Annotated in this window: 26 protein-coding genes; 3 read left to right on the forward strand and 23 right to left on the reverse strand. The window is 65.9% G+C overall.

Annotated features, from left to right (window positions below):
• The 13 genes from AC3FKG_RS27485 to AC3FKG_RS27545 form a co-directional block, all read right to left on the reverse strand.
• Window positions 1–1,463, reverse strand: a 1,463-nt coding sequence (locus AC3FKG_RS27485) for a carboxyl transferase domain-containing protein (protein WP_488744660.1), incomplete at its 3' end; no start/stop codon positions are given.
• A gap of 74 nt (window positions 1,464–1,537) precedes the next feature.
• Window positions 1,538–2,224: a glutathione S-transferase family protein gene (locus tag AC3FKG_RS27490; protein ID WP_488744661.1), complete on the reverse strand. Its 687-nt coding sequence runs from the start codon at window positions 2,222–2,224 to the stop codon at window positions 1,538–1,540.
• Window positions 2,221–2,652 carry a YchJ family protein gene (locus AC3FKG_RS27495; RefSeq protein WP_483710137.1) on the reverse strand — a complete coding sequence of 144 codons (432 nt, stop codon included), beginning with the start codon at window positions 2,650–2,652 and terminating at the stop codon, window positions 2,221–2,223. The genes AC3FKG_RS27490 and AC3FKG_RS27495 overlap by 4 nt, the downstream gene beginning before the upstream one ends.
• The gene (locus tag AC3FKG_RS27500) at window positions 2,649–3,356 is read right to left on the reverse strand and encodes an HAD family hydrolase (protein ID WP_488744662.1); all 708 of its coding nucleotides are present in this window, start codon (window positions 3,354–3,356) and stop codon (window positions 2,649–2,651) included. The genes AC3FKG_RS27495 and AC3FKG_RS27500 overlap by 4 nt, the downstream gene beginning before the upstream one ends.
• The gene (locus AC3FKG_RS27505) at window positions 3,353–4,012 is read right to left on the reverse strand and encodes a 2-hydroxychromene-2-carboxylate isomerase (protein WP_488744663.1); all 660 of its coding nucleotides are present in this window, start codon (window positions 4,010–4,012) and stop codon (window positions 3,353–3,355) included. The genes AC3FKG_RS27500 and AC3FKG_RS27505 overlap by 4 nt, the downstream gene beginning before the upstream one ends.
• Window positions 4,013–4,118: 106 nt before the next feature.
• Entirely contained in the window at window positions 4,119–5,249 is a 1,131-nt protein-coding gene (locus tag AC3FKG_RS27510; protein ID WP_488744664.1) for an acyl-CoA dehydrogenase family protein, read from the reverse strand.
• Between the two features lie 32 nt (window positions 5,250–5,281).
• Entirely contained in the window at window positions 5,282–5,962 is a 681-nt protein-coding gene (locus AC3FKG_RS27515; protein WP_488744665.1) for an SDR family oxidoreductase, read from the reverse strand.
• An 81-nt stretch (window positions 5,963–6,043) separates the two neighbouring features.
• A complete protein-coding gene (locus AC3FKG_RS27520; RefSeq protein ID WP_483710132.1) occupies window positions 6,044–7,225 on the reverse strand; it encodes an acetyl-CoA C-acetyltransferase in 1,182 nt (393 codons plus the stop codon).
• A gap of 53 nt (window positions 7,226–7,278) precedes the next feature.
• The gene (gene can / locus AC3FKG_RS27525) at window positions 7,279–7,950 is read right to left on the reverse strand and encodes a carbonate dehydratase (RefSeq protein ID WP_211946889.1); all 672 of its coding nucleotides are present in this window, start codon (window positions 7,948–7,950) and stop codon (window positions 7,279–7,281) included.
• Window positions 7,947–9,770 (reverse strand): bifunctional isocitrate dehydrogenase kinase/phosphatase, encoded by a 1,824-nt coding sequence (gene aceK / locus AC3FKG_RS27530; protein WP_483710131.1) that lies wholly within the window; start codon window positions 9,768–9,770, stop codon window positions 7,947–7,949. Before aceK ends, can begins: the two co-directional genes overlap by 4 nt.
• A gap of 90 nt (window positions 9,771–9,860) precedes the next feature.
• Complete coding sequence (locus tag AC3FKG_RS27535) at window positions 9,861–11,042, reverse strand: isovaleryl-CoA dehydrogenase (RefSeq protein ID WP_483710130.1); 1,182 nt, start codon at window positions 11,040–11,042, stop codon at window positions 9,861–9,863.
• 43 nt (window positions 11,043–11,085) lie between these two features.
• Complete coding sequence (locus AC3FKG_RS27540; protein ID WP_488744666.1) at window positions 11,086–11,562, reverse strand: PaaI family thioesterase; 477 nt, start codon at window positions 11,560–11,562, stop codon at window positions 11,086–11,088.
• A 92-nt stretch (window positions 11,563–11,654) separates the two neighbouring features.
• Window positions 11,655–12,110 carry a MerR family transcriptional regulator gene (locus AC3FKG_RS27545; protein ID WP_488744667.1) on the reverse strand — a complete coding sequence of 152 codons (456 nt, stop codon included), beginning with the start codon at window positions 12,108–12,110 and terminating at the stop codon, window positions 11,655–11,657.
• Window positions 12,111–12,330: 220 nt separating this feature from the next.
• Between AC3FKG_RS27545 and AC3FKG_RS27550 the strand changes: the two genes are divergently transcribed.
• Window positions 12,331–13,407, forward strand: coding sequence for an MBL fold metallo-hydrolase (locus AC3FKG_RS27550; RefSeq protein WP_488744668.1), 1,077 nt, complete (start codon window positions 12,331–12,333; stop codon window positions 13,405–13,407).
• 84 nt (window positions 13,408–13,491) lie between these two features.
• Here the strand turns inward: AC3FKG_RS27550 and AC3FKG_RS27555 are convergent, their stop codons facing one another.
• From AC3FKG_RS27555 to argS, 5 genes are all read right to left on the reverse strand, one after another.
• Window positions 13,492–14,319 (reverse strand): helical backbone metal receptor, encoded by an 828-nt coding sequence (locus AC3FKG_RS27555; RefSeq protein WP_483710126.1) that lies wholly within the window; start codon window positions 14,317–14,319, stop codon window positions 13,492–13,494.
• A 2-nt stretch (window positions 14,320–14,321) separates the two neighbouring features.
• Window positions 14,322–15,119, reverse strand: coding sequence for an SDR family oxidoreductase (locus AC3FKG_RS27560; protein ID WP_488744669.1), 798 nt, complete (start codon window positions 15,117–15,119; stop codon window positions 14,322–14,324).
• A 66-nt stretch (window positions 15,120–15,185) separates the two neighbouring features.
• Window positions 15,186–15,821 carry a thiol:disulfide interchange protein DsbA/DsbL gene (locus tag AC3FKG_RS27565; RefSeq protein ID WP_483710124.1) on the reverse strand — a complete coding sequence of 212 codons (636 nt, stop codon included), beginning with the start codon at window positions 15,819–15,821 and terminating at the stop codon, window positions 15,186–15,188.
• Window positions 15,822–15,913: 92 nt separating this feature from the next.
• Window positions 15,914–16,669 (reverse strand): SPOR domain-containing protein, encoded by a 756-nt coding sequence (locus tag AC3FKG_RS27570; protein ID WP_488744670.1) that lies wholly within the window; start codon window positions 16,667–16,669, stop codon window positions 15,914–15,916.
• 141 nt (window positions 16,670–16,810) lie between these two features.
• Window positions 16,811–18,598 (reverse strand): arginine--tRNA ligase, encoded by a 1,788-nt coding sequence (gene argS / locus AC3FKG_RS27575; protein ID WP_483710122.1) that lies wholly within the window; start codon window positions 18,596–18,598, stop codon window positions 16,811–16,813.
• 287 nt (window positions 18,599–18,885) lie between these two features.
• Here argS and AC3FKG_RS27580 point away from each other — a divergent pair, with 287 nt between their 5' ends.
• On the forward strand, window positions 18,886–19,203 hold the full coding sequence (locus tag AC3FKG_RS27580) for a DUF1840 domain-containing protein (RefSeq protein ID WP_483710121.1): 318 nt from the start codon (window positions 18,886–18,888) through the stop codon (window positions 19,201–19,203).
• Window positions 19,204–19,361: 158 nt separating this feature from the next.
• Here AC3FKG_RS27580 and AC3FKG_RS27585 read toward each other — a convergent pair whose 3' ends face one another.
• Together AC3FKG_RS27585 and AC3FKG_RS27590 are read right to left on the reverse strand one after the other, a co-directional pair.
• On the reverse strand, window positions 19,362–19,787 hold the full coding sequence (locus AC3FKG_RS27585; protein WP_483710120.1) for an ElaB/YgaM/YqjD family protein: 426 nt from the start codon (window positions 19,785–19,787) through the stop codon (window positions 19,362–19,364).
• 46 nt (window positions 19,788–19,833) lie between these two features.
• A complete protein-coding gene (locus AC3FKG_RS27590; RefSeq protein ID WP_211946877.1) occupies window positions 19,834–19,998 on the reverse strand; it encodes a DUF1328 domain-containing protein in 165 nt (54 codons plus the stop codon).
• A gap of 299 nt (window positions 19,999–20,297) precedes the next feature.
• Between AC3FKG_RS27590 and AC3FKG_RS27595 the strand changes: the two genes are divergently transcribed.
• Entirely contained in the window at window positions 20,298–21,704 is a 1,407-nt protein-coding gene (locus AC3FKG_RS27595) for a sensor histidine kinase (protein ID WP_483710119.1), read from the forward strand.
• A 58-nt stretch (window positions 21,705–21,762) separates the two neighbouring features.
• On the opposite strand, the gene AC3FKG_RS27600 is transcribed toward AC3FKG_RS27595, so the two are convergent.
• The 3 genes from AC3FKG_RS27600 to AC3FKG_RS27610 form a co-directional block, all read right to left on the reverse strand.
• Entirely contained in the window at window positions 21,763–22,173 is a 411-nt protein-coding gene (locus tag AC3FKG_RS27600) for a response regulator (RefSeq protein ID WP_483710118.1), read from the reverse strand.
• A gap of 75 nt (window positions 22,174–22,248) precedes the next feature.
• Window positions 22,249–22,881 carry a response regulator gene (locus tag AC3FKG_RS27605; RefSeq protein WP_011296311.1) on the reverse strand — a complete coding sequence of 211 codons (633 nt, stop codon included), beginning with the start codon at window positions 22,879–22,881 and terminating at the stop codon, window positions 22,249–22,251.
• A 217-nt stretch (window positions 22,882–23,098) separates the two neighbouring features.
• Window positions 23,099–23,509, reverse strand: coding sequence for a hypothetical protein (locus AC3FKG_RS27610; protein WP_488744671.1), 411 nt, complete (start codon window positions 23,507–23,509; stop codon window positions 23,099–23,101).
• Window positions 23,510–23,770: the final 261 nt, after the last annotated feature.

Below are 23,770 nucleotides of genomic sequence, written 5' to 3' on the forward strand. Positions count from 1 at the left end.
TGGTGTTCGTACTGGTCGCGGATCGGCTGCTTGAACGCGTCTTCCTCTTCCTGGCTCCACTGGCCGCCCTTCGCCTCGATGCCATCGCGGCGCACGGTCGCCAGCACGCTCGCGGCCTGCTCGCCGCCCATCACCGAGATGCGCGCGTTCGGCCACATCCACAGGAAACGCGGCGAATACGCGCGGCCGCACATGCCGTAGTTGCCGGCGCCGAACGAGCCGCCGATGATCACCGTGAATTTGGGAACCTGTGCGGTCGCCACCGCCGTCACCATCTTGGCGCCGTTGCGCGCAATGCCTTCGTTCTCGTACTTGCGGCCCACCATGAAGCCCGTGATGTTCTGCAGGAACACCAGCGGAATCTTGCGCTGGCAGCAGAGTTCGATGAAGTGCGCGCCCTTGAGCGCCGCTTCCGAGAACAGGATGCCGTTGTTGGCCACGATGCCGACCGGGTAGCCCCAGATGCGCGCGAAGCCGCATACCAGCGTGGTGCCATAGCGCGCCTTGAATTCGTCGAACTCGGAGCCATCGACGATGCGCGAGATGACCTCGCGCACGTCGAACGGCTTGCGCGTGTCGGTCGGGATCACGCCGTACAGTTCTTCCACCGGATACAGCGGTTCGGCCGGCTCATGCAGGCGGATCTGGTCGGGCTTGCGCCGGTTCAGGTGCCCCACGATATTGCGCGCCAGCGACAGCGCGTGATGATCGTTCTGCGCGAAATAGTCGGCCACGCCCGATAGGCGCGTGTGGACATCGGCACCGCCAAGGTCCTCGGCGCTGACCACCTCACCTGTTGCGGCCTTCACCAGCGGCGGGCCGGCGAGGAAGATGGTGCCCTGGTTCTTGACGATGATCGACTCGTCGCTCATCGCCGGCACGTAGGCGCCGCCGGCCGTGCACGAGCCCATCACCACGGCGATCTGCGGGATGCCCTGCTTCGACAGGTTGGCCTGGTTGTAGAAGATGCGGCCGAAGTGGTCGCGATCGGGGAACACCTCGTCCTGGTTCGGCAGGTTGGCGCCGCCCGAGTCCACCAGGTAGATGCAAGGCAGGTTGTTCTCCTCGGCAATCTCCTGCGCGCGCACATGCTTCTTGACCGTCATTGGGTAGTACGTACCGCCCTTGACCGTCGCGTCGTTGCAGACGATCACGCATTCCTGCCCGGCCACGCGGCCGATGCCGGTGATGATGCCGGCGCCCGGGGCGGCATTGTCGTACATGTCGTATGCCGCTAGCTGCGACAGCTCCAGGAACGGCGTGCCCGGGTCCAGCAGTTGCTGCACGCGGTCGCGCGGCAGCAGCTTGCCGCGCGACAGGTGCTTGTCGCGCGCGGCATCGCCGCCGCCTTCGGCGAGCTTCGCCACCTTGGCCTTGAGGTCGGCCACCAGCGCCTGCATGGCTTCGGCGTTGGCCTTGAACGATTCGGAACGCGCGTTGAGTTTGGTTTCCAGCGTGGGCATGTTGAGGTCTCTTTCCGGTCTCTTGCCGCTTGGTGGCTCGAAATCTTTCGCGTCAGGATCGCCGCCTGCCAGCGTCAGCCGCTGCGCTTGGGCAGCGGATGCCCGGGCATCAGGTCATACGGATGCTTCCACCCCGGCAGCACACGCATGCGCTCGGTCCACGCGTGGATGTGCGGATACTCCTTGCGCCAGTGCACGCCGATCTCGTCGTCGAAGAACACATAGCCCGCCAGCGAGAAGTCCGCGATGGTCGCATGCTCGCCCGTGACGAAGCTGCGGCCGGCCAACTGCGCGTTCAGCACGCTCCATGCGCCTTCGCAGCGCGTGCGGAAGAACTGCAGCACCGTCTGGTCCGGTGTCGCGGTGAAGGCGCGCAGGAAGCGATAGGTAGCGGTGTACGACGTGAACTTGTGGTTGTCGAACAGCAGCCAGCGCAGGATTTCGGCGCGTTCGGCCTGGTTCGCGGCGCCGTAGGCATCGAGGCGCGATGCCAGCGTTTCGAGGATCACGCCCGACTGGGACAGGCGTTGCCCGCCGAACTCCAGCACCGGCACCTCGCCCATGACATTGATGGCGCGGTACTCCGGCGTGCGCGTCTCGCCGTTGAAGTAATCGACAAAGCGCGGCTGCCACAACGGCCGGTCGCGTTGCGCGCTGACGGTCTCCAGCAGCAGTGCCACCTTGTAGGCATTACCGGACTGGGCAAAGCAGTACAGCAGGTATTCCGGCGTGCTGCCGGATGCCGTCGATTCGATGCTCATGACGCCTCCCCGATCATGTCGCCATCCACATACAGCCACACCGGCGCCTCGCCGGCCGCGCGCGGCTCGCGCACGAACCGGCTGCGCTCATGCAGCCGCCACGCGCGCCCGCCCACCTTGTAGCGCGCCACGAATTCCACCTCGGCATGCGTATCGTCCTGCTGCGAATGGGCCTTGATGGCGAGACCCAGCCAGCGCGTGCCCGTGTCCGGCGCCAGGTCGGCCGGGCAAGTGGACGGGTGCCAGGTCTGCCGCAACCAATCCATATTGCCCATGACATACGCGGTATAGCGCGAGCGCATCAGCGACTCCGCATTGGGCGGCACGGCTTCGCCGCGATGATAGCGGCCGCAGCACGCGGCATAGTCCGCGCCGAGGCCACAGGGGCATGGCGCGGTGGTGGCGCGAGGCGGTCGCTTTGCGCTCATCCCAGCAACTCCGCCAGTTCGCGCATGTCAGTGAACAGATGGTGGGCGCCGGCTTCGCGCATCAGTGCAGGATCGTTGCGCGCCGCATAGCCGAAAACAGTCATGCCCGCCGCCACGCCGGCGGCGATGCCGGTCGGGCTGTCCTCCACCACCGCGCAGCGCGACGGCTCCACGCCCATGGTGCGTGCGGCGAGCAGGTACACATCCGGTGCAGGCTTGCTGCGCTCCACCTCGGTGGCCGAGAAGATATGCTCGCGTTCGTCCTGCTGGAACAACTCCACCAGGCCCGTGCGCGTGAGCTGCAGCTTGACCTTGACGCGGTCCGCGCCCGATGCGACGCACACCGGCATGCCGGTCGCGGCAATCGCGGATACCGCTTCGCGCACGTAGGGCACGCTCTGCACTTCGGCCTCCAGCACCTGGTTGCGTCGCACAAACCATTGCGACAGCCAATTCTCCGGCAACGGCGCGCCGCGCCTGCGCTCGATATTGCCGAGCTCTTCGCGCACGGCACGCCCCAGGAACCACTTTGTCGAATCCTCGAGCGAGATGGCGATGCCAAGCTCGTTGAGCATTTCGTTGAGCAAGCGGTTGACGATCGGCTCGCTGTCGACCAGCACGCCGTCGCAGTCGAAGATCACACAATCAAAACGCGACGATGGGCCGGAGGTTGGACCATTCACGGCCCGGTTTGCTGCAGTCATGCGGGTTTCTTTTCCTTGTTGCCGTCCACGCTGCTCACGGCGCGCAGTTCGGTCTGGCGGTCGCGCTTCAGGTGGTCTTCGATCTGGTTGAAACGGTCGAAGCCCCAGAACGGCTCGCCGTCGATGATGACGAATGGCGAGCCGAACACGCCCTTGGCCATGGCGACCTCGATCTCGGCCTTGAGCTGGTCCTTGATCTGGTAGCCGGTCGCGCCGGCATCCATGGCATGCACGTCCACGCCAAGGGGTTCGGCCAGCTTCGAGATCTCGGCCGGCTCGGCGATGTTGATGTCGTCCACGAACAGCGCGTGGTACACCGACCTGGCAAACGCCGTGGCGACATCCGCGCCGTGGTGGTTCTGCAGCCACAGCATGGCACGCGCGGCATGCGTGGTCGGCAGCGGGAAGTGCGTCGGGCGCTTGTATTCGATGCCGTGAAAGCGCGCGCTGCGCTCGAAATCGCGCCAGCAGTATTCGCCCTTGAGCGGGATCTGCGGCAACGGCGAGGAGCCGGTGGTCTTGAACACCACCCCGAGCAGGATCGGATGCCAGGCCACGAAGCGACCGTACTTCTGCGCCAGCTCGTCGATTCGCGTACTGGCGAAGTAGCCATACGGCGACGAGAAATCAAAGTAGAAGTCGATCGCAGCGGTCATGGTCGGGGGCCCTTGGTCGTGGTGGATGGTCGGATGGCTCGGGAAGCCTCCAGGACGCCTGGCCGTGCTTCCCCAGCCCCATGGTACGCGTGTCGGCGCGCCGCGGCTACGCCAGGGCGCGCGCGATCAGGATCTTCTGGATGTCGCTGGTGCCTTCGTAGATCTGGCACACGCGCACGTCGCGATAGATGCGCTCGACCGGGAAATCGCTGACGTAGCCATAGCCGCCGAAAACCTGGATCGCATCGGAACAGACCTTCTCCGCGATCTCGCTGGCAAACAGCTTGGCCATGGCCGCCTCTTTCAGGCAGGGCCGGCCGGCGTCCTTGAGCGAGGCCGCGTGCCAGATCATCTGGCGCGCCACGTCGATGCGCGTGGCCATCTCGGCCAGGCGGAACTGCACGGCCTGGTGCTGGAACAGCGGCTGGCCGAAGCTCTCGCGCTCCTTGGCGTAGGCCAGCGCTGCGTCGAACGCCGCGCGCGCCATGCCGATGCTCTGCGAGGCAATACCGATGCGCCCGCCTTCCAGCCCCGATAGCGCCATCTTGTAGCCCGCGCCTTCGTCGCCGAGCAGGTTGGCGGCCGGCACGCGGCAATCCTCGAACAGGATCTGGGCGGTGTCCGACGAATGCTGGCCGAGCTTGTCTTCGATGCGCGCCACCACATAGCCAGGGGTGCTGGTCGGCACCAGGAACGCGCTGATGCCGCGCTTGCCTGCGGCCTTGTCGGTCACGGCCATGACGATGGCCACGTCGGCATTCTGTCCGCTGGTGATGAACTGCTTGACGCCGTTAAGGACGTAGTGATCGCCATCGCGCACGGCGGTGGTACGCAGCGCCGCGGCGTCCGAGCCCACGTGCGGCTCGGTCAGGCAGAACGCGCCGAGCATTTCGCCGCGCGCGAGCGGCACCAGCCACTTCTGCTTCTGCGCTTCATCGGCGAACGCCATCAGCATGCTGCAGACGGGGCAGTTGTTGACGCTGATGACGGTCGAGGTGCCGCCATCGCCCGCGGCGATTTCCTCCAGGATCAGCGCCAGCGACAGGTAGTCGAGGCCGGCGCCGCCATACTGTTCCGGGACCGCCACGCCGTAGGCGCCCAGCGCCGCGAGTTCGCGATGCACGTCCTTGGGGAAGGTCTTGTCGCGGTCCCACTGCGCGGCCTGAGGCGCGATCACCTCCTGCGCGAACTGGCGCACGGCGTCGCGGATCATTTCCTGTTCGGATGTCAGCAGCATGTCGTTTCTGTATGAGTGAGTCCGGCCCGCGCTTACCAGGGGATGGGGGTGCCGTCGTAGTTGAAGAAGCTGCCGTTATCGCGGCGTTTGGCCCCCGCCAGCAGCTGGCGCATGCCCTTCACGCTCTGCTGCGGCGTGATGTCCGCCGCCTTGCCGCCCATGTCGGTCTGCACCCAGCCCGGATGCAGCGCCACGCAGGTGGCATGGCGCGCGTCGAGCGATACCGACTTCAGCGCCGCGTTGACGCCGGCCTTGCTGACGCGGTAGAGCCAGCTGCCATTGCTGTCCATCGAGCCAAGGCTGCCCATGCGCGATGACAGCACCGCCAGCACGCCGCCATGGCCGCCCTGCCCGGTCTCGACATAGGGCAGCACCAGCGGCAGCGCCATCATCGGGCCGAGCACGTTCACGTGCATCACGCGATCAAAGTCCTCGCGCGTGACCGGCTGCGCGCCTTCGGTGCGCGGTCCCAGCACGCCGGCGTTGTAGATGGCCACGTCGAGCGATTCGCCATCGAGCTTCCAGCCCAGGCCGGCCACGGCACCGGGATCGGCCAGGTCGGCCTGGTGGGCTTCGGCGCCCAACGCGTTGAGCGCGGCGACGCCTTCAGGCGTGCGCGCCGCCGCGATGACGCGCCAGCCGCCGGCACGGTACTGGCGGACGAATTCGAGACCGATGCCGCGCGAGGCACCGAGGATAAGTGCGGTTGGCATGGCTGGGCTCCTGGCAAGGGTTCATCGATTGTCTTTCGGTTCCTCCCTCTCCCATAAATGGGAGAGGGGAGAAGCCGCGCCTCAGACGATCTCGATCCCCACCGCCGTCGCCTCGCCACCACCGATGCACAAACTGGCCACGCCGCGCTTGCCGCCGGTCTTGCGCAGCGCGCCGATCAGCGTGGTCATGATGCGCGCGCCCGAAGCGCCGATCGGGTGGCCCAGCGCACAGGCGCCGCCGTGGATGTTGACCTTCTCGCGCGGGATCTTGAGGTCGTGCATGGCGGCCATCGGCACCACGGCAAAGGCCTCGTTGATCTCGAACAGGTCGACGCTGTCGGTGGTCCAGTCGAGCTTGCGATAGAGCTTGGCCATGGCTTCCACCGGCGCGGTGGTGAACCAGCCCGGCGCCTGCGCGTGCGTGGTGTGGCCCAGCATGCGCGCGATCGGCTGCAGGCCGAGCTTCTTCGCGGTGGATTCGCGCATCATCACCAGCGCCGAGGCGCCGTCGTTGATCGACGACGACGATGCCGCCGTGATGGTGCCGTCCTTGGCGAACGCGGGCTTCAGCGCGGGAATCTTGTCGAGCTTGATGCGGCGCGGGCCTTCGTCGGTATCGATGACGGTGTCGCCGCCCTTGCCCGACACGGTGACCGGGGCGATCTCCCAGCGGAAATCGCCCGACTCGGTAGCCTGTTGCGCGCGGCGCACGCTTTCGATCGCGAAGGCGTCTTGCTGCTCGCGCGTGAAACCGTATTTGGCGACGCAGTCCTCGCCAAAAGTGCCCATGGCGCGGCCCTTGTCGTAGGCATCTTCCAGGCCGTCCAGCATCATGTGGTCATAGATCATGCCGTGGCCGATGCGGTAGCCGCCACGGCCCTTCGGGATCAGGTACGGCGCATTGGTCATGCTTTCCATGCCGCCGGCAATCGCGATGTCGAACGAGCCGGCCACCAGGCCGTCATAAACGTTCATGGCCGCGCGCATGCCCGAGCCGCACATCTTGTTGACCGTGGTACAGCCCACGCCCAGCGGCAGGCCCGCGCCGAGCGCCGCCTGGCGCGCCGGGGCCTGGCCCTGGCCGGCCGGCAGCACGCAGCCAAACACCACTTCCTCGACCTGCTCCGGCTTGATGCCGGCGCGTTCGACCGCTGCGCGAATGGCAACGGCGCCGAGCTGCGGCGCGGTCAGCGACGCGAATTCACCCTGGAATGCCGCCATGGGGGTACGGGCGGCGGAAACGATGACGATGGGGTCTTGCATGTCTGTTCTCCTGGTATCGGTATGCGCGAATCGTGTGGTGTTGGCGGCCGCGATCAACGGATCGACGCCTGCGGCGGGTCGCCGAACTGGCGATAGGCGGCGGCCAGCTGCTCGTGCAGCTCGTCGTTGTTGCTGGCGGCCATGCCGAGGTCACGCAGCAGGCCGTCTGACACGCCGTAGACCCAGCCGTGCACGGTCACGTCCTGACCGCGTGCCCATGCGTCCTGCAGCACGGTGGTCTGGCAAACGTTGTTGACCTGCTCGATCACGTTCAGCTCGCACAGGCGGGTGTGGGCGTCGTCCTCGCGCAGGATGGTGCCGAGGTAGGCCTCATGCTTGTCGGCCACGTCGCGCACATGGCGCAGCCAGTTGTCGGCCAGGCCGATGCGCTCGCGCTTGAGCGCCACCTTCACGCCGCCGCAGCCGTAGTGGCCAACCACCGTGATGTGGCGCACCTTGAGCACTTCCACGGCGAACTGGATCACCGACAGCGCGTTCAGGTCGCTGTGCGCGATCACGTTGGCGATATTGCGATGGACGAACACCTCGCCCGGCGCCAGCCCCAGGATCTGGTTGGCGGGCACGCGCGAGTCGGAGCAACCGATCCACAGGTATTCAGGCGCCTGCTGGTTGGCCAGGCGCATGAAGAAGGTCGGGTCTTCCGCATTGACGCGGTCGACCCAGTCGCGGTTGTTGCGGAACAGCTGGGCGATGGCGTCACTCATGCGACTCTCCTTGCAATGCCGGCGACAGGCGCGCTGCGACCGGAACCATAGCGGTGGATGAAGCGTTCGGAGATGGGATAGGCAAAGAAGTCATGAACTTGTCCGGCCAGCAGCCGGTCCTTGTGGCCCTGCCACATGGCAGGGTCGAATAAATCTTCGTGATGGCGCAGGAATGGCTCGCGCACGCGCGGGTTGCCCAGCAGGAAGGTGCGGAAGGTCTCGGGGAAGATGTCGTGCGGACGCACGGTGTACCAGGGTTCGCCCGACATCTCCTCCTCTTCGTTGCGCGGCTCGGGCACGTGGCGCACGTTGCAGTCGGTGAAGTACTCGATCTCGTCGTAATCGTAGAACACCACGCGGCCATGGCGCGTTACGCCAAAGTTTTTATACAGCATATCGCCAGGGAAGATATTCGCGGCGATCAGTTCCTTGATGGCATTGCCGTACTCGATCACGCCGTGCTCCACCTGCTCGTCCGTGCCTTCCTGCAGCCACAGGTTCAGCGGCGTCATGCGGCGCTCGATATAGACGTGCCGCACCACGATTTCCTCGGCGCCATCCTTGGCGCGCTGATACTCGATCATCGACGGCGCGTGGTGTTCGAGTTCGCGCACCAGCTCGTCATCGAAACGCGACAGCGGGAAGGCCACGTTCGAATACTCCAGCGTATCGGCCATGCGGCCGACGCGGTCATGCTGCTTGACGAGCAGGTACTTGGACTGGACCAGCGCGCGCGTGGTTTCTTTCGGCGCCGGATAAAAGTCCTTGATCACCTTGAACACATACGGGTACGACGGCAGCGTGAATACCAGCATCACCAGCCCCTTGATTCCCGGCGCGCTGATGAACTTGTCGGACGAGTGCTGCAGGTGGTGCAGGAAATCCCGGTAGAACAGGTTCTTGCCCTGCTTCTGCAAACCCAGCGAGGTATAGATCTCCGCGCGCGGCTTGCGCGGCATGATGTCGCGCAGGAAGGTCACATAGGCCGACGGAATTTCCATGTCGACCATGAAGTACGAGTGCGTGAACGAGAACAGGATCATCACCTGGAGCTTCTTCAGCAGCACCGCATCGAGCACCAGCTTGCCCGACGCCCCGTGCACGATCGGGATCGCCAGCGGATAGGTGCGGTCGGCGTTCAGGATGCGCCCGATGATGAAGGCCGTCTTGTTGCGGAAGAACAGCGACGACAACACGTGGATCTGGAAATTTGGCGCGATGCGCGCATCGCCGAAATGCTCCTCGACGGTGCTGACCACGTAGCCGATATCGCGCCGCAGGTCCTCGAACGGCCGCTCGAGCTGGTAGTTGTGCACGATGCGCTCGAAGCAATCCGCCATGCCGTGGCGGCTGCCTGGATAGTAGGCGCGAAACGTCGGCTTGATCGGCGACTCCTCGTTCTCGATGTACTCGGTCGAGATGGCCGGGCGCACGAAAATGAAGTCGTTATTGAAGTACGAGCGGTGCAGCAGGCGCGTGCAGACGGAGTTGAAGAAGGTCTCGGCCAGTTCGGGCTGGTGGTGGTTGGTCAGCAGCCCGATGTAGTGCAGCTTGATCTGCTGCCAGATTTCGTCCTCGATATTCTCGGCGTCGTACTCGTCTTCGAGCAACACGCTGGTCTCGCGCACGCGCTCGTTGTAGAAATCAATGCGGTCGCGCTGGATCTGCTGCAGGCCCAGCCAGTCGCCCGCCTCGAACTTCACCTTGGCCTGGTGGCTGACCTCGCGGAACAGCCGGTAATGCTTGTCGAACCCGTCCAGCATGGTCCGCGCCACGTCGAAGGCAATCTGCGAAGAGAGCAGTTTGGGGAAGTGGGACATGGGACGGGGTGGACAGTAGGGCGGGGGCTGGGAGAATTGTAAATGGGTTTTGAGGCTCGATTTTGGGGCGCGAGACGAGCGCCCCGAAAATCACATCGTCTCGGCAAACAACTCCCGACCGATCAGCATCCGCCTGATCTCCGAAGTCCCCGCACCGATCTCATACAGCTTGGCATCGCGCCACAGGCGACCAGCCGGGTATTCGTTGATGTAGCCGTTGCCACCCAGGATCTGCACGGTCTCGCCGGCCATCCACGTGGCCTTTTCAGCCGTATAGAGGATCACCGCCGCACAATCCTTGCGCACCTGCCGCACGTGATCGACACCGAGCGAATCCAGGTTCTTGCCCACCGTGTACAGATAGCTGCGGGCCGCCTGCAGCGTGGTGTACATATCGGCCACCTTGCCCTGGATCAGCTGGAATTCGCCGATGCTCTGGCCGAACTGCTTGCGGTCGTGGATGTAGGGGGTGACCACGTCCATGCAGGCCTGCATGATGCCGACTGGTCCCCCCGACAGCACGGCGCGCTCGTAGTCGAGGCCGCTCATCAGGACCTTGGCACCGCTGTTCTCGCCGCCGAGGATGTTCTCGACCGGTACTTCCACGTCCTCGAACACCAGCTCGCCGGTATGCGAGCCGCGCATGCCGAGCTTGTCCAGCTTTTGCGCCACCGAGAAACCCTTCATGCCCTTCTCGACGATGAAGGCCGTCATGCCGCGCGCGCCGAGGTCCGGTTCGGTCTTGGCATAGACCACCAGCACGTCGCAATCCGGACCGTTGGTGATCCACATCTTGGTGCCGTTGAGCACGAAGCGATCGCCCTTGAAATCAGCGCGCAGCTTCATGCTCACCACGTCCGAGCCGGCATTGGGCTCGCTCATGGCCAGCGCGCCGATCCATTCGCCCGACACCAGCTTCGGCAGGTACTTTGCCTTCTGCGCGGCGCTGCCATTGCGGTGGATCTGGTTCACGCACAGGTTCGAGTGCGCGCCGTACGACAGGCCGACTGAAGCCGAAGCCCGGCTGATTTCCTCCATCGCCACCATGTGGGCGAGGTAGCCCATGTTGGCGCCGCCATACTCTTCCGCCACGGTGATGCCGAGCACGCCAAGGTCGCCCATCTTCTTCCAGGCGTCCATGGGGAACTGGTCGGTGCGGTCGATCTCGCCGGCGCGCGGGGCCAGTTCCGCCTGGGCCCAGCCGCGCACGGCGCCGCGCAGCATCTCGATGTCTTCGCCCAGGTCGAATTTCAGGCCAGGGAGTTCGGTCATGATGGTCTCCGGTTGGAAGCTTGCTGGCGTCGCAATGTGCGCGTCAGACGTGTTCGAGCGTGCGTACCACGCAAAGGGTCATCAGCATGGTCGCCACGAGCTTGCGGCGGCCCTGCTGCTCGACGAAGACATCGCCCTGCGCCACGATCAGCGTGCGGCCGGGCTTGAGCACGCGCCCCACGGCGATCAGGCGTTCGCCCTGCGCCGGCGACAGCAGGTTGATCTTGTACTCGGCGGTCAGGCCTGCCTCGCCCTCTCCCACCATGGTCAGCGCGGCATAGCCGCATGCGCTGTCGGCCAGCGCACCGACGACGCCGCCATGGAAGAAGCCGTGCTGCTGGGTCACGCCCTCGGACCACGACATGGCGATCTCGACCTCGCCGCGTTCGACGCGGGCCAGGGCGGCGCCAATGGTGCGCATCAGTCCCTGGCGGGCAAAGCTGCTGGCAATGGTGCCGGCCCGGTCCGCAGACAGTTCGGGCTGGACGGGACTGGCGGCAGCATCAAGGTCCTGCGTCATGGCAACTCCATGGTGAGAGGGTTCGAGGTATTCTATTTACGTTTACGTAAACGTCAACCCGCAGAGCCACCGAGATGAGCGAAAGTGCAGCGTCAGGCAGCTTCGTGCTTGGCCGGTCCACCGGTGCGCGCATGCTGTGCGTCCAATAGCGCCCTGCAATGCTTCTCATGCTGGTCGATCTCGGCCAGTTGCGCCTGCAGGTCTTCAAGCTGGCGTTCCAGTGCGGCCCGGTGGCCGGCCAGCGCACCCAGGAAGCGTTCGAGTTGCGGTGCGCTGTCGCGCGGAGACTCGTAGAGGTCAAGAATCTCGCGGATCTCGTTGAGAGTAAGCCCCAACCTCTTGCCGCGCAGCGTGAGCTTCAGGCGGGTACGTTCGCGCCCGTTGTACACGCGCGTGCGGCCGCCGGGGCCGGCGCGCTCGGGCGCCAGCAGGCCCTGGTCCTCATAGAACCGGATGGCGCGCGGCGTGATATCGAACTCGCGCGCGAGGTCGGTGATCGTATAGGTGGCGGGTCCGGGAGACGATCCGGAAACGTTAGTGGCTGCCATGGTGCGCCCAATGAAAGTGAACGGTCGTTCGTTGCGAAGTCAACTTTTGGCTTAAGATTGAGACGAGTCGCACGGATTGACGTTTACGTTAGCGTCAACCCACGCGACTGGCAACCGGCGTCGTCATGCGCGCTCGCATTGGCTTTGCATGACGGCAAACACGAGAAGGCCCCGCCTGCCCCGGCATGCAAGGCGCAGGGCTTCGACGACGAGACTCCTCATGAACGCACTCGAACACCAGCTCCAATACCCGTTCGCGGACACCATGCCCGAGCCCGGCACCAAGCAGGAAGTGGCGCCCGGCGTCTACTGGCTGCGCATGCCGCTGCCCTTCGCGCTGGACCACATCAACCTGTGGCTGCTGCGCGACCGGATCGACGGCCGGAACGGCTGGACCATCATCGATTGCGGCATCACCAACGACACCATCAAGGCGCACTGGGAAACCATCTTCGCCAACGAACTCGAAGGCCTGCCGGTGCTGCGCGTGCTGGTCACGCACAGCCACCCCGACCACGTTGGCCTGGCGCACTGGCTGTGCAAGCGCTTCGACGTGCGACTGTGGATGAGCCTGGGCGACTACATGAGCGCCCGCGTGATGGGCAGCGGCACCGGCGCGGGCTCCAGCGCCGGCGGCGAACTCGCGGCCGAGCACTTCGCGCTCCATGGCCTGACCGACCCCGACAGCCAGGAGAAGCTGCGCGCCCGCAAGACCTACTATCCGTCGCTGGTGCCGGACCTGCCCACGCGGTACCGCCGCCTGATGGACGGCGACACCGTCGCCATCGGCGCCGAGCCGGCCACCGCCGGCTGGCGCGTGATCACCAGCTTCGGCCATTCACCCGAGCACGTGGCGCTGTACAACACCGCTACCAACGTGCTGATCTCGGGCGACATGGTGCTGCCGCGCATCTCGACCAATGTCAGCGTGTTCGACATGGAGCCGGAAGCCAATTCGCTGCAGCTCTACCTCGATTCGCTCGGAAAGTACCAGGACCTGCCCGACGACGTGCTGATCCTGCCGTCGCACGGCCGCCCCTTCCGCAACCTGCATACGCGCATCACGCAGCTGCGCGAGCACCATGTGGACCGGCTGGCCGAAACGCTGGACGCCTGCCGCGAAAAACCGTGCAGCGCGCATGACATCGTCGGCGTGATCTTCAAGCGCCAGTTCGATATCCACCAGATGACGTTCGCCATGGGCGAGTCGCTGGCGCACCTGCATGCGCTGTGGCATCGCGGGGAACTGGTGCGGGAACTCGGGGATGATGGGGTGATCCGGTTCCGGGCGGGGTGAGCTTCGGGACACCTTCTGTTTTCTCCCCTCTCCCGCTGCGGGAGAGGCGAGAAAACCAACGCTGAATGACACCTCGCGTATCAGTCAGACGCTACCGGCCAGCCGCGCCAAATAGCGCACCCCTTCGATCGCCCGGCTGCCATACCACGACAGCATCTCCCCATCGACCAGCTGCACCGGCTTGCCGAGCTGCCGCTCCAGCGCATCGGCATGGTCTTCGGTAAAGCGGTAGGGCTCGGTGGACAGCAGCACCTCGTCGAGCCCGCGCACCAGCGCATCGCTCCAGCGGAAGCTCGGATAGCGTTCCCCCGCCGCGTTGGGACGGCTGCAGTCGCCGTCCGCGCAGGCCTGCGGCACGTCTTCCGGCCAGGTCTGCCAGTTCACCAGCGCCAGCATGCGGCTGATATAGGTGTCGCGCGACACCGTCATCCAAGGATCCTGCCAGATGGCGTAGAGCACCTTGCGCGCCGGCCATGCGCGGGCGCGCACAGCGTCCAGTTCCGCCTGCAGCGCGGCACACAGCGCCTGCGCCCGGGGCTGCCGTCCGAAGATGCCACCCAGCAGCCGGTACAGCGCCAGATTGTCTTCCGGCGCGCACGGATGCGTGACGATCACGTTCGGCACGAAGCGGCGGATCTCGTCCACGGTTTCACGCCGGTTCTCGTCGATATTGACCACCACATGCGTCGGCGCAAGCGCGCGCAGGCGGTCGAGCTTCACGTCCTTGGTGCCACCGACCTTGGCCACCGCGCGCACGTCCGGCTCCGGATGGATGCAGAAACCCGTGCGCGCCACCATCTGTCCGCCCAGTTCGAGCGCGAACAGCAGCTCGGTCACCGACGGCACCAGCGAAGCAATGCGGACCTCCCCACTGGCCGCGGCGTGGTGCTGGCCGATGGCGTCGCGCCACATGGTCAGTCTCCCGCGCCGCCGCGCGGTTTGCGCGGAGCCTTTGCCGCCAGTGCGTCGTAGAGCCAGCGCGGCATCACGTGCATCAGCGACGCGACCACGCCCATTTGCCACGGAATCACCCGGAAGCGGCTTCCCGCTGTAATCGCGCGCACGGCCTTGCGGGCGAACACGTCGGCATCGGTCAGGAACGGCATGCGGTAAGGGTTGTGGGCTGTCATCGGCGTACGGATATAGCCGGGCGCGATGGTCACCACGCGGATGCCATGGCGCCGCTGCTCCAGCCGCAGGCTTTCCAGCAGCTTGATCACCGCCGACTTGGACGCGCTGTAGGCGCCGCCACCGGGCAGCCCGCGCACGCCCGCCACGCTGGCAATGCCCACCAGCGTGCCGCGCCAGCCGCCGGCGCCCGGTTCGCGGTCTTGCATCGGCTGCAGGAACGGCTGGAATGTGGTCAGCATGCCGAACCAGTTGGTGTCCATGACCATGCGGAAGACCTCCAGGTCCTCTCGCTCGCTGGCCACGGTACCCACCGAAACCCCGGCGTTGGCGATCACGACGTCGGGCACGCCGATGCGGTCCAGGAAATGCTGCGCGGCCCGCGCCATGGCGTCGGCGTCGCGCACGTCGGCGGCATAGACATGGACCGCGCCGGGATTGGGCAGGGTCTGGGCCAGGTCGCGCAAGGCGCCCTCGCGCCGCGCCACCAGTCCCAGGATGGCGCCTTGCCGCGCATACTCGCGTGCCAGCGCGTGGCCCAGGCCGCTGGAGGCGCCGGTAAGAAAGACTTTCAGGGGGCGCATCGGTCTACCGGAGGCTCAAATGAAAAAAGGCCGGTACGCAACCGTACCGGCCTTCGGGAATACCGCTCAGAGCTTCTTGTCGCGGACCTGCGTCACCAGGTAATCCATGGCCTGGATCGCGCCGGTCTTGGTGCCCGCGATGGACGGCGAGGTCTCGTACTTGCCCTGGACCACCACGGTCGGCACGCCATCGACCTTGTAGGCGTCGGCGATCTTGTTGGCGCGTTGCGCGTTGGTGGTCACCGAGAACGAGTTGTAGGCATCCAGGAACGCCTTGCGGTCGATGCCGTTCTTGGCCATGAAGTCGGCGATCTCGTTCGGGTCCAGCATGCGCTTGCGCTCGACGTGGATCGCATTGAAGACCTTGGCGTGCATGGCGTCCAGCTTGCCGAGGGACTCCAGCGCATAGAAGATCTTGGTATGCGGCAGCAGGTCGTCGCGGAAGGCGACCGGCACGCGCTTGAACACGACGTCCTTGCCCTGCTTCTTGACCCAGGCCTCGAGCTCGGGCTCGAAGTCAAAGCAGTGCGGGCAGCCGTACCAGAAAAACTCGGTAACCTCGATCTTGCCTGCCGGCACGGGCTGCGGCGCCTTCAGCACCTGGTATTCCTTGCCTTCGGTGGGCGCCGCCTGGGCAGGGGCGTTCATCAGCAGGCCGCCGACAGCGGCAAACGTGGCAATCAGTGCGGCGAGTTTCTTCATCTTGGAGCAGCCTTCCGGGTTGGGCGATGAGCGTATGACAGCGGCGGCGGCATCCGGTTCAGCGGGCCGCCGGCCCTGGGGGTTACAGCGCGTTACTGCTTGGTGAAGCGGATCACCGAGGCGTCGAAGCCGGCCGACTGCAGCCGGTCGCGCGCCTTGTTCATGTCCTCGATGCGGTTGTACGGGCCGATCCGCACGCGGTACATCTTCACGCCGTTGACATCGCGGTCGGTAATCCTGGCCTCGAAGCCCTGCATGGCGAGATTGGCCTTCTGGCGGTCGGCGTCGTCCGACGAGCGGAACGCACCCACCTGCAGCAGGTAGCCGACCTTGTTGGCATCGGCCTGGGCGATCTCGGCAATCGGATCCGCCACCGGCTTCTCGACCGGCTTGTTCATGGCAAGGGGCTTCTCGGCAGACTTTTCAGCCGGCTTCTCAGCCGGCTTCTCGGCCGGCTTTTCCGCCGGACGCGCCACGGCTACCGGCGGCTGCCGATCGCCGTTGCTCCGGTCGGGCGCCGCTTGCTGCGACGGCGCCTCGGGCGCGGGCTGGCCGACCGGCTTGGCCGGGGTCTTGCTCCACAGCGGCTTGTTCGGGTCGGTCGGCCCTTCCTGCTGGGACTGGGATTGCGTGGGGCTGGGCAGCGTGCTGGCCACGTTGCCCGGCTCGGCGGCCGGCCGCGGCGCGTTCTTCTGCTGGAACGGCGCCGGGGACTTGGTGATGTACAGGGCGACGACCACGGCGATGGCCAGTCCGACGATCAGCCCGAGCACCAGGCCCAGGAACGTTCCACCGCGCTGCTGGCTGCGGCGGGCACTACGCGCATCGCGCTTGCGTTGCTGTTGCATAAGTCCTCTTAGGTGTTGCCGGGAGATTATAGTGCCAGCGCCGCCCGCGCAGGCACCGGCCGCGGCGCGGGCGGCCCTTGGGCGGCCCGTCCTTCTCCGGCCTGGTCCTGCGGTCGCGTCCTGACCTACATGCTTACATGCTTACATGCGACGAGGCGCCGAGACGCCGATCACCGCCAGGCCGTTGCGCAGTACCTGGCGCGTGGCCGCCAGCAGTGCCAGGCGCGCGCGCTTGACCGATTCGTCGTCGACCAGCACGCGGTCGGTGTTGTAGAACGCATGGAAGTCGCCCGCCAGGTCGCGCAGGTAGAACGCGACCGCGTGCGGTGCCAGTTCGCCCGCGGCGGCGGCCAGCATCTCGGGGAACTCGGCCAGGCGCTGGCCCAGTGCCAGTGCCTGCGGGCTGACGTCGGCGCCGGTGACGGCGGCCAGGTCGGTGCCGGCCAGTTCGGCCAGGCGGCCTTCCCACTCGGCGCCCCCCCACGATTCGAAGATCGAGCAGATGCGCGCATGGGCGTACTGCACGTAGTACACCGGGTTCTCGTCGTTCTGCTTGAGCGCCAGGTCGACGTCGAACACGAATTCGGTATCGGCCTTGCGCGACAGCAGGAAGAAACGCACCGCGTCGCGCCCGCGCGTGAAGTGCGCGGGCCAGTCGGCCACGCCGGCGTCCAGGCAGCCGCGGATGGTTTCGTCGCCACCGTTGGACCATTCGATCAGATCGCGCACGGTCACGTAGGAGCCGGCACGCTTGGAGATCTTCACCTCCTCGCCGTTCTTCATCACGGTGACCATCTTGTGCAGCACGTAGTCGGGGTAGCCCTTGGGGATGCCGATGTCCAGGCCCTGCAGCCCGGCGCGCACGCGCGCGATGGTGCCGTGGTGGTCGCTGCCCTGCACGTTGATGACCTTGCCGAAGCCGCGCTCCCACTTGGTGGTGTGGTAGGCCACGTCCGGCACGAAGTAGGTGTAGGTACCGTCGGTCTTCTTCATGACCCGGTCCTTGTCGTCGCCGTCGTCGGTGGTGCGCAGCCACAGCGCGCCCTCGCTCTCGTAGGTCTTGCCCTTGGCGACCAGCCCCCGGACCGCGGCTTCCACGCGGCCGTCGGTGTACAGCGACGACTCCAGGTAATAGCGGTCGAACTTGACGCCGAAGGCCTGCAGGTCGATGTCCTGCTCGTTGCGCAGGTAGGTCACCGCGAACTTGCGGATCGAGTCGACATCCTCGGGATTGCCCGATGCGGTCACCGGCTGGCCGTCCGAGGCGCTCACGGTCTTGCCAGCCAGGAAGTCGGCGGCGATGTCGGCAATATAGTCGCCGTTATAGGCGGCTTCCGGCCAGTTGGCGTCGCCGGGCTTGAAGCCGCGCGCACGCGCCTGGACCGACACGGCCAGGTTCTGGATCTGCACGCCGGCATCGTTGTAGTAGAACTCGCGGTGCACGTCGTAGCCCTGCCAGGACAGCAGGTTGGCGAGCGCATCGCCGAGCGCGGCCTGGCGGCCATGGCCGACGTGCAGCGGGCCGGTCGGGTTGGCCGAGACGAACTCGACCAGCACGTTGCCATGCATGCCACGTTCCTGCGCGCCGTACCGGTCGCCCTGGTTCAGCACCGCGCGCAGCACGTCGGCCTTGGCCGCCGGTGTCAGGCGCAGGTTGATGAAGCCGGGGCCGGCGATCTCCATGGCCGCGACCAGGCCGGCCGCGCGCGGATCGGCCTGGACTGCCGCCACGATGCGCTGCGCCAGTTCGCGCGGATTGCTCTTGAGCGCGCGTGCCACCTGCATGGCGATGTTGCACGCCAGGTCGCCGTGGGCGGCGGCCTTGGGCCGCTCGAAAGTCACGGCCGGCAGGGCCGCGTCGGCCGGAGCGAGCGCGCGCACCGCATCGGTGAACGCAGCGGCAAGATTGGAGGTCTGAACAGGCAGCATGGATGTCAAAGCCCTGGTGGGCAGTAAGTCTGGCAGGCGGCGCGACGGCGCCCGGGAGCCCAGCCGGCAATGCCGGCGTAAAGCCACGGGCAAGGCGCCGCGGAGTCGAACGAAGCGGCGCGCAAGTGAACGCCGCGCCGCGTGACCGGCAATGGAATTCGGAAACGCGGAATTTTATCAGGTGCTATGCTGACATCATGCGCGCGGCTCGCAAGAGCCACAATCCGCGCGGCCGCTCCCGCCCCCGGGAGACCGCGTCATGCGTGTCCGTAAAAGGAAACAACATCATGCTGATCACCTTTAAATCCCACGCCGCGCAAGACCTGATCATGATGAGGGATCTGGCCGTAACGCTCCTGGGCATCATCGGCAAGCATCTCGGAGAGCGGGGGGTGATCACCACGGAAGAGATGCCACGCGCGATCCAGAAGCTGGAAGCCGCCGTGAGCGACGCCAAGCGCAATCATCCCGCGGAAACCGCCGTCAACGAAGACAAGCATGACGATGAGGACGAACCGCTGCACCTCGGCCAGCGTGCCTACCCGTTCCTCGACATGCTGCGCGCCTCGCAGAAGGAAGGCGTGGATGTGCTCTGGGGCGTCTGACGGGGATCAGGACCGGGACTCACCGGCAACGGCCGGCGAACAAAAAAACGCCTGGCGCCGCCTCAGCGGGGCCAGGCTTCCGGAACGTGGATGTCTTCCGGACAAGGGGGGAACGTTGCCGCCGGCCGTCGCGCCTGCCCGCGGACGGCCGCAGCGAGCTACTCCCGGTTACTCCCGCTACGCGTTGCCAGCAACAGGCCAATCAGCGCACCGATCGCGGCGGCGAGGCCGACCGCCTTGAGCGGGGACTCGGCCACGCGCTGTTGCGCCTGCACGACCGCACCATCCATGCGCTCGCGAACCTGCGTCACACTGTCGCCGGCCTGCGCGCGCAGGCGATCGGTCATTTCGCTGGCCCGTTCGCGCAGGCGGCGCCCGGCGCTCAGGCTCTGCTCGGATCCTTCGGTGGCCAGCACTTCGATGGTGTGCTGAAGTTGCGCGATCAGGGACTTCACTTCGTTCGAGATCGGGCCGGCGGCATCGCGCGTGTCGCGTGCCGCATGCCGGATCCGGCGAATCGTACTGTCGGCGCTGTCGGCGAGGTGGGTGATTTCCTTCCGGACTTTCGGGTTCTGCGTCAGCATAGGGCTACTCCTAAGTCTCAGGGCACGGTTCGGGACACGTCGCGCGTCACCGCCTGCGGACCAGACCCATCACGGCGGCGACCAGGGCCACGATCAGGAAGATGAAGAACAGGATCTTGGCGATCTCCACGGCGCCGGCAGCAATACCGCCAAAACCGAACACCGCGGCAATCAGCGCGATTACGAAAAAGACGAGTGCATATTGCAGCATGACTGAACTCCCGATGGTGGCGACAGGTGCCCGCCGGACGGGCAGCATCGCCGGTTAGGACTTGCGCGGTGACGTGCAAGCTCATAGCCTCATCGTAGGAAGCCGCCCCCGGCACAGACACCGAAAGCGGGCCGATTCCGCTGTCAGCCAAGTCCTACAGTGCCGTCCGCGACCGTATTTCCGGCTCGCCGAAGGTCCTTCGAGACGTGGCCGGGGACACAGTCGCAGGTTGACCTCGCCGTGAGTATGTGATCCCATGGCCGCTCCCGGCGGCAAGCGCCCCACCGAGGAATTGCCTCATGCTCAAGCAGTTCAAGCAGTCCTTCCTGCCCCATACCCTGCTGCTTGCCGGCGGCATCCTGCTGACCCTGGCGGTGCTGGTCGCCTCTGAAACCGGCAATATCCGCCTGCGCGAGAGCTACAACGATGTCATCCGCTCGCAGCGCCTGCAGACGCATCTGGCCGCGCTCCAGGGAGAACTGGTCAATGCGGAGGCCGGCCAGCGCGGCTTCCTGCTGACCGGCAAGGACACGTATCTGGAGCCCTACTACAAGGCCCTGCCGCGCATCGCCGACCTGACGGCAAGCATCCGCGCGGACTACGCCACCGACGAAGAAGGGCTCAAGCTGTTCGGCGACACGTCCAAGCAGATCAGCAGCAAGCTCAATGAAATGGCACTGACGCTGCTGTACGGCAAGCGCGACCTGATGGTGGCGCTGGACCTGGTGCGTACCGACTACGGCAAGCAGACCATGGACAACGCGCGCCGCGGCCTGGACCAGCTCCAGGCGCGCGAAGCGGAGACCGTCGCCCACCGGCTGGTGGGCGCGGAGCGCGACGTGCAGTTGTCGCGTTACGGCATCGGCCTGCTGACGGCCATCAATATCGTGCTGCTGATCGCGGTGGGGCTGGGCCACGCCAAGCGCCTGACCATGTCCGAAGCCGCGCGCTCGCAGGCGGAAGAAGAAGGTCTGCGGCTCGACCGCAAGGTGCGCGCGCGCACGCGTCAGCTGTCGGCGCTCGCCGGTCACCTGCAGCGCGTGACCGAAGACGAGAAGACGCGCCTGGCGCGCGAACTGCACGACGAACTCGGCGCCATCCTCACCGCCATCAAGCTGGACCTGCACTGGGTCCGCCGGCGCGTGCAGGAGAGCCACCCGGAAGCCGCGGACAAGCTGACGCGCGTGATGCTCCACGTGGACCAGGGCATCCAGATCAAGCGCCGCCTGATCGAAGACCTGCGGCCGACCGTGCTGCTCAACCTGGGGCTGCGGGCGGCGCTGTGCCAGCTGGTCGAGGACGTCGCCGGGCGCAATCACTGGGAGTCCGAAGTCAGCATTCCCGACGATCTCCCGCGCCTGCGCGACGATGCCGCGATTGCGCTCTATCGGATCGCCCAGGAATCGTTCACCAACGCCAGCAAGTATTCGGAGGCAACCCATATCCGCCTGTCGCTGGGCCACACGGAGACGCAGCTCACGCTGACGATCCACGACGATGGCAAGGGCCTGCCGCCCGACTTCGATGCCGGCAGCACGGCCGGACACCATGGTCTGCTTGGCATGGAGCAGCGCGTGACGGCGCTCGGCGGCAGCATGGAGATCGTGTCGTCGCCCAATACCGGCGTCAGCATCCGCGTGGAGGTGCCGCTCACCGCGTCGGTGCTGGCACCGGCGGAGGAGCCGGCCGAGACCCAGCCGGAATAGCCGGTCAGCGCAAGCGGCAAGGCAGGGCGAGGCAGTGCGGGACGCACTGGGAAGCAGGTCAGGCAGCGCCCGCCGCGTGTTCCTCGATCACGCGGAACACCTGCTCGAGTTCGAGCGACTTGTCGAAGAAATAGTCGGCCCCGGCCTCGGCGCACTGGCGCCGGTACATCGAGACCTGCGCGTGGTTGGTGTACACGATGCGCATGCCGGGCAAGCCCTGGCTCTTCATGGCGCTCAGCACATTGATGCCATTGCCCTGGCGCAGCTGCAGGTCGACGATCACCACGTCATACGGCTGGCCGTTGGCCAGCAAGCGCAATGCCATGGCCTCGGTATCGGCCCAGTCGATGCTCTGCACATAGGGAAAGTCGCTCAGGTACTCAAGGAGCATGCCGCGCAGCACTGCCGAGTCTTCGATCAGAAGAACGCGCAGTGCCCGGTATGGGGGGTTCGAAGCCTGCTCCGACATTCGTCAACTACGTCCGGTGGTGGGGTTGCCCCATCGCGCCAGCCAGCCCTGCGCGACGAGATCGCCTGATCCGATCTATTCGACCAGGCCGTTCTTGATGGCGTAGTAGGTCAGATCCGCGTTGGTCTTCATGCCCATTTTCTCCAGAATGCGTGAACGGTAAGTGCTGACGGTCTTCACGCTCAGGAAGAGTTCGTCCGCGATCACCGATACCGACTGGCCGCGCGACAGCTTGCAGAAAATCTGGAACTCGCGCTCGGACAACATCTGGTGCACCGGCTGCTCGGTCGGCTTGTCGAGGCCGCCGATCAGCAGGTCCGCCACGGCCGCGCTGACGTAGCGCCGGCCTTGCGCCACGGTGCGGATGGCCTTGACCAGGTCATCCGGCGCGCTTTCCTTGGTCAGGTAGCCCGAAGCCCCGGCGCGAATCAGGTTGATCGCGTACTGGTCTTCGGGATAGGTGGAAAGGATCAGCACCGGCAGGTCGGGCTTGCGCTGGCGAATCAGCTTGAGCACGTCGATGCCATTGCGTTCGGGCATCGAGATGTCGAGCACCAGCACGTCGAATTCGCCATCGCGCAATTGCGCCATGACTTCGTCGCCGCTACCGGCCTCTCCGGTGACCTGGATATCAGGTTCATCAGCAAGGAACTGGCGCAGCCCTGCGCGAACAATCTCGTGATCATCAGCGATCAGGACGCGGATCATCATGGCTCCACTGTTGGGGCTTTCGCCCAAAGACGGGTGCAGGCGGAACCGCTTGCTGTGTAAGCATTGTAGTGCCGCAACGCGCCGCGGACTGTCAGTGTCAGGCTGACATGGCGCTGCGTGACAACCGCACGCACCAAAGCAGAGCGGGACGGCTGGAGGTCCGTCCCGCTCTGCTGCGTTGCATCAAACCGGCTGGGCCGGCCTGCGCTTTGGCTTATTGGGTGTTGGCACCCGCTTCGGCGCCTGCGCTGGCCCCCAGGGAGGCGTCAGACTTGTCCTTCTTGTGCGACTTGGCGCTGTGCTTTGACTTGCCCTTGCCGGTATCGGCCTTGGCCGGGTCAGCCGGCTCGGCCGGGGTTGCAGGCGTGGCACGTGTGGAGGATGTGGCCGGTGTGGCCGGCGTGGCGGGTGTGGCCGGCGTGGCGGCATGGCCCTTGTCCAGAGAGGTCGACGCACCCACGCCCGCTTGCGCCCCGCCGGCTGTCGGAGCCGGCGCGTTCACGGCGGCACCGACGTCGGCCCTGACGCCGGGGTTGCCCGTGGTGGTACCGGTGCCTTGCGCCATGGCCAGCGACGAAGCAGCAGCGATCGACAGGGCGGACAGGGAGATCAGCAGTTTCTTCATGGAAAGGCTCCTTTCAGGTGATCCGCAGCGAAACATTCGCCGCGGCATCCACGCTGTTGTTCACGTGAACTTGGAACCAAGTCTAGGGATGCCCCCGCCCGCGGTCTGTGAGCGATTGCAATGCAGTGTAAGGAGATGTGAAGCGGCGCGAACGCCGCCTTCGAATGGCCGATGCTGCGAAGCAAGGCAAATTCCCTGCTGCATCAGCGACCTGCGCGATTCCGGGCACCGCACGTTCGCGGTGCCCACGCGTGCATGCCG

Source organism: Cupriavidus sp. 22TCCZM04-2, from assembly GCF_057798895.1.

Coding starts and splice junctions, on each gene's coding strand:
- AC3FKG_RS27605 (WP_011296311.1), bottom strand. CDS start 22,881: ATGATCCGCGTCCTGATCGCTGATGATCACGAGATTGTTCGCGCAGGG.
- can (WP_211946889.1), bottom strand. CDS start 7,950: ATGAGTGACGCCATCGCCCAGCTGTTCCGCAACAACCGCGACTGGGTC.
- AC3FKG_RS27610 (WP_488744671.1), bottom strand. CDS start 23,509: ATGAAGAAACTGCTGATCTCCCTGTCCGCCCTGTCGATCGCTGCTGCT.
- AC3FKG_RS27540 (WP_488744666.1), bottom strand. CDS start 11,562: ATGACGCAGGACCTTGATGCTGCCGCCAGTCCCGTCCAGCCCGAACTG.
- AC3FKG_RS27590 (WP_211946877.1), bottom strand. CDS start 19,998: ATGCTGCAATATGCACTCGTCTTTTTCGTAATCGCGCTGATTGCCGCG.
- AC3FKG_RS27595 (WP_483710119.1), top strand. CDS start 20,298: ATGCTCAAGCAGTTCAAGCAGTCCTTCCTGCCCCATACCCTGCTGCTT.
- AC3FKG_RS27555 (WP_483710126.1), bottom strand. CDS start 14,319: ATGTGGCGCGACGCCATCGGCCAGCACCACGCCGCGGCCAGTGGGGAG.
- AC3FKG_RS27550 (WP_488744668.1), top strand. CDS start 12,331: ATGAACGCACTCGAACACCAGCTCCAATACCCGTTCGCGGACACCATG.
- AC3FKG_RS27535 (WP_483710130.1), bottom strand. CDS start 11,042: ATGACCGAACTCCCTGGCCTGAAATTCGACCTGGGCGAAGACATCGAG.
- argS (WP_483710122.1), bottom strand. CDS start 18,598: ATGCTGCCTGTTCAGACCTCCAATCTTGCCGCTGCGTTCACCGATGCG.
- AC3FKG_RS27505 (WP_488744663.1), bottom strand. CDS start 4,012: ATGACCGCTGCGATCGACTTCTACTTTGATTTCTCGTCGCCGTATGGC.
- AC3FKG_RS27495 (WP_483710137.1), bottom strand. CDS start 2,652: ATGAGCGCAAAGCGACCGCCTCGCGCCACCACCGCGCCATGCCCCTGT.
- AC3FKG_RS27580 (WP_483710121.1), top strand. CDS start 18,886: ATGCTGATCACCTTTAAATCCCACGCCGCGCAAGACCTGATCATGATG.
- AC3FKG_RS27565 (WP_483710124.1), bottom strand. CDS start 15,821: ATGAAGAAACTCGCCGCACTGATTGCCACGTTTGCCGCTGTCGGCGGC.
- AC3FKG_RS27585 (WP_483710120.1), bottom strand. CDS start 19,787: ATGCTGACGCAGAACCCGAAAGTCCGGAAGGAAATCACCCACCTCGCC.
- AC3FKG_RS27510 (WP_488744664.1), bottom strand. CDS start 5,249: ATGCTGCTGACATCCGAACAGGAAATGATCCGCGACGCCGTGCGCCAG.
- AC3FKG_RS27600 (WP_483710118.1), bottom strand. CDS start 22,173: ATGTCGGAGCAGGCTTCGAACCCCCCATACCGGGCACTGCGCGTTCTT.
- AC3FKG_RS27545 (WP_488744667.1), bottom strand. CDS start 12,110: ATGGCAGCCACTAACGTTTCCGGATCGTCTCCCGGACCCGCCACCTAT.
- AC3FKG_RS27570 (WP_488744670.1), bottom strand. CDS start 16,669: ATGCAACAGCAACGCAAGCGCGATGCGCGTAGTGCCCGCCGCAGCCAG.
- AC3FKG_RS27490 (WP_488744661.1), bottom strand. CDS start 2,224: ATGAGCATCGAATCGACGGCATCCGGCAGCACGCCGGAATACCTGCTG.
- AC3FKG_RS27500 (WP_488744662.1), bottom strand. CDS start 3,356: ATGACTGCAGCAAACCGGGCCGTGAATGGTCCAACCTCCGGCCCATCG.
- AC3FKG_RS27560 (WP_488744669.1), bottom strand. CDS start 15,119: ATGCGCCCCCTGAAAGTCTTTCTTACCGGCGCCTCCAGCGGCCTGGGC.
- aceK (WP_483710131.1), bottom strand. CDS start 9,770: ATGTCCCACTTCCCCAAACTGCTCTCTTCGCAGATTGCCTTCGACGTG.
- AC3FKG_RS27520 (WP_483710132.1), bottom strand. CDS start 7,225: ATGCAAGACCCCATCGTCATCGTTTCCGCCGCCCGTACCCCCATGGCG.
- AC3FKG_RS27515 (WP_488744665.1), bottom strand. CDS start 5,962: ATGCCAACCGCACTTATCCTCGGTGCCTCGCGCGGCATCGGTCTCGAA.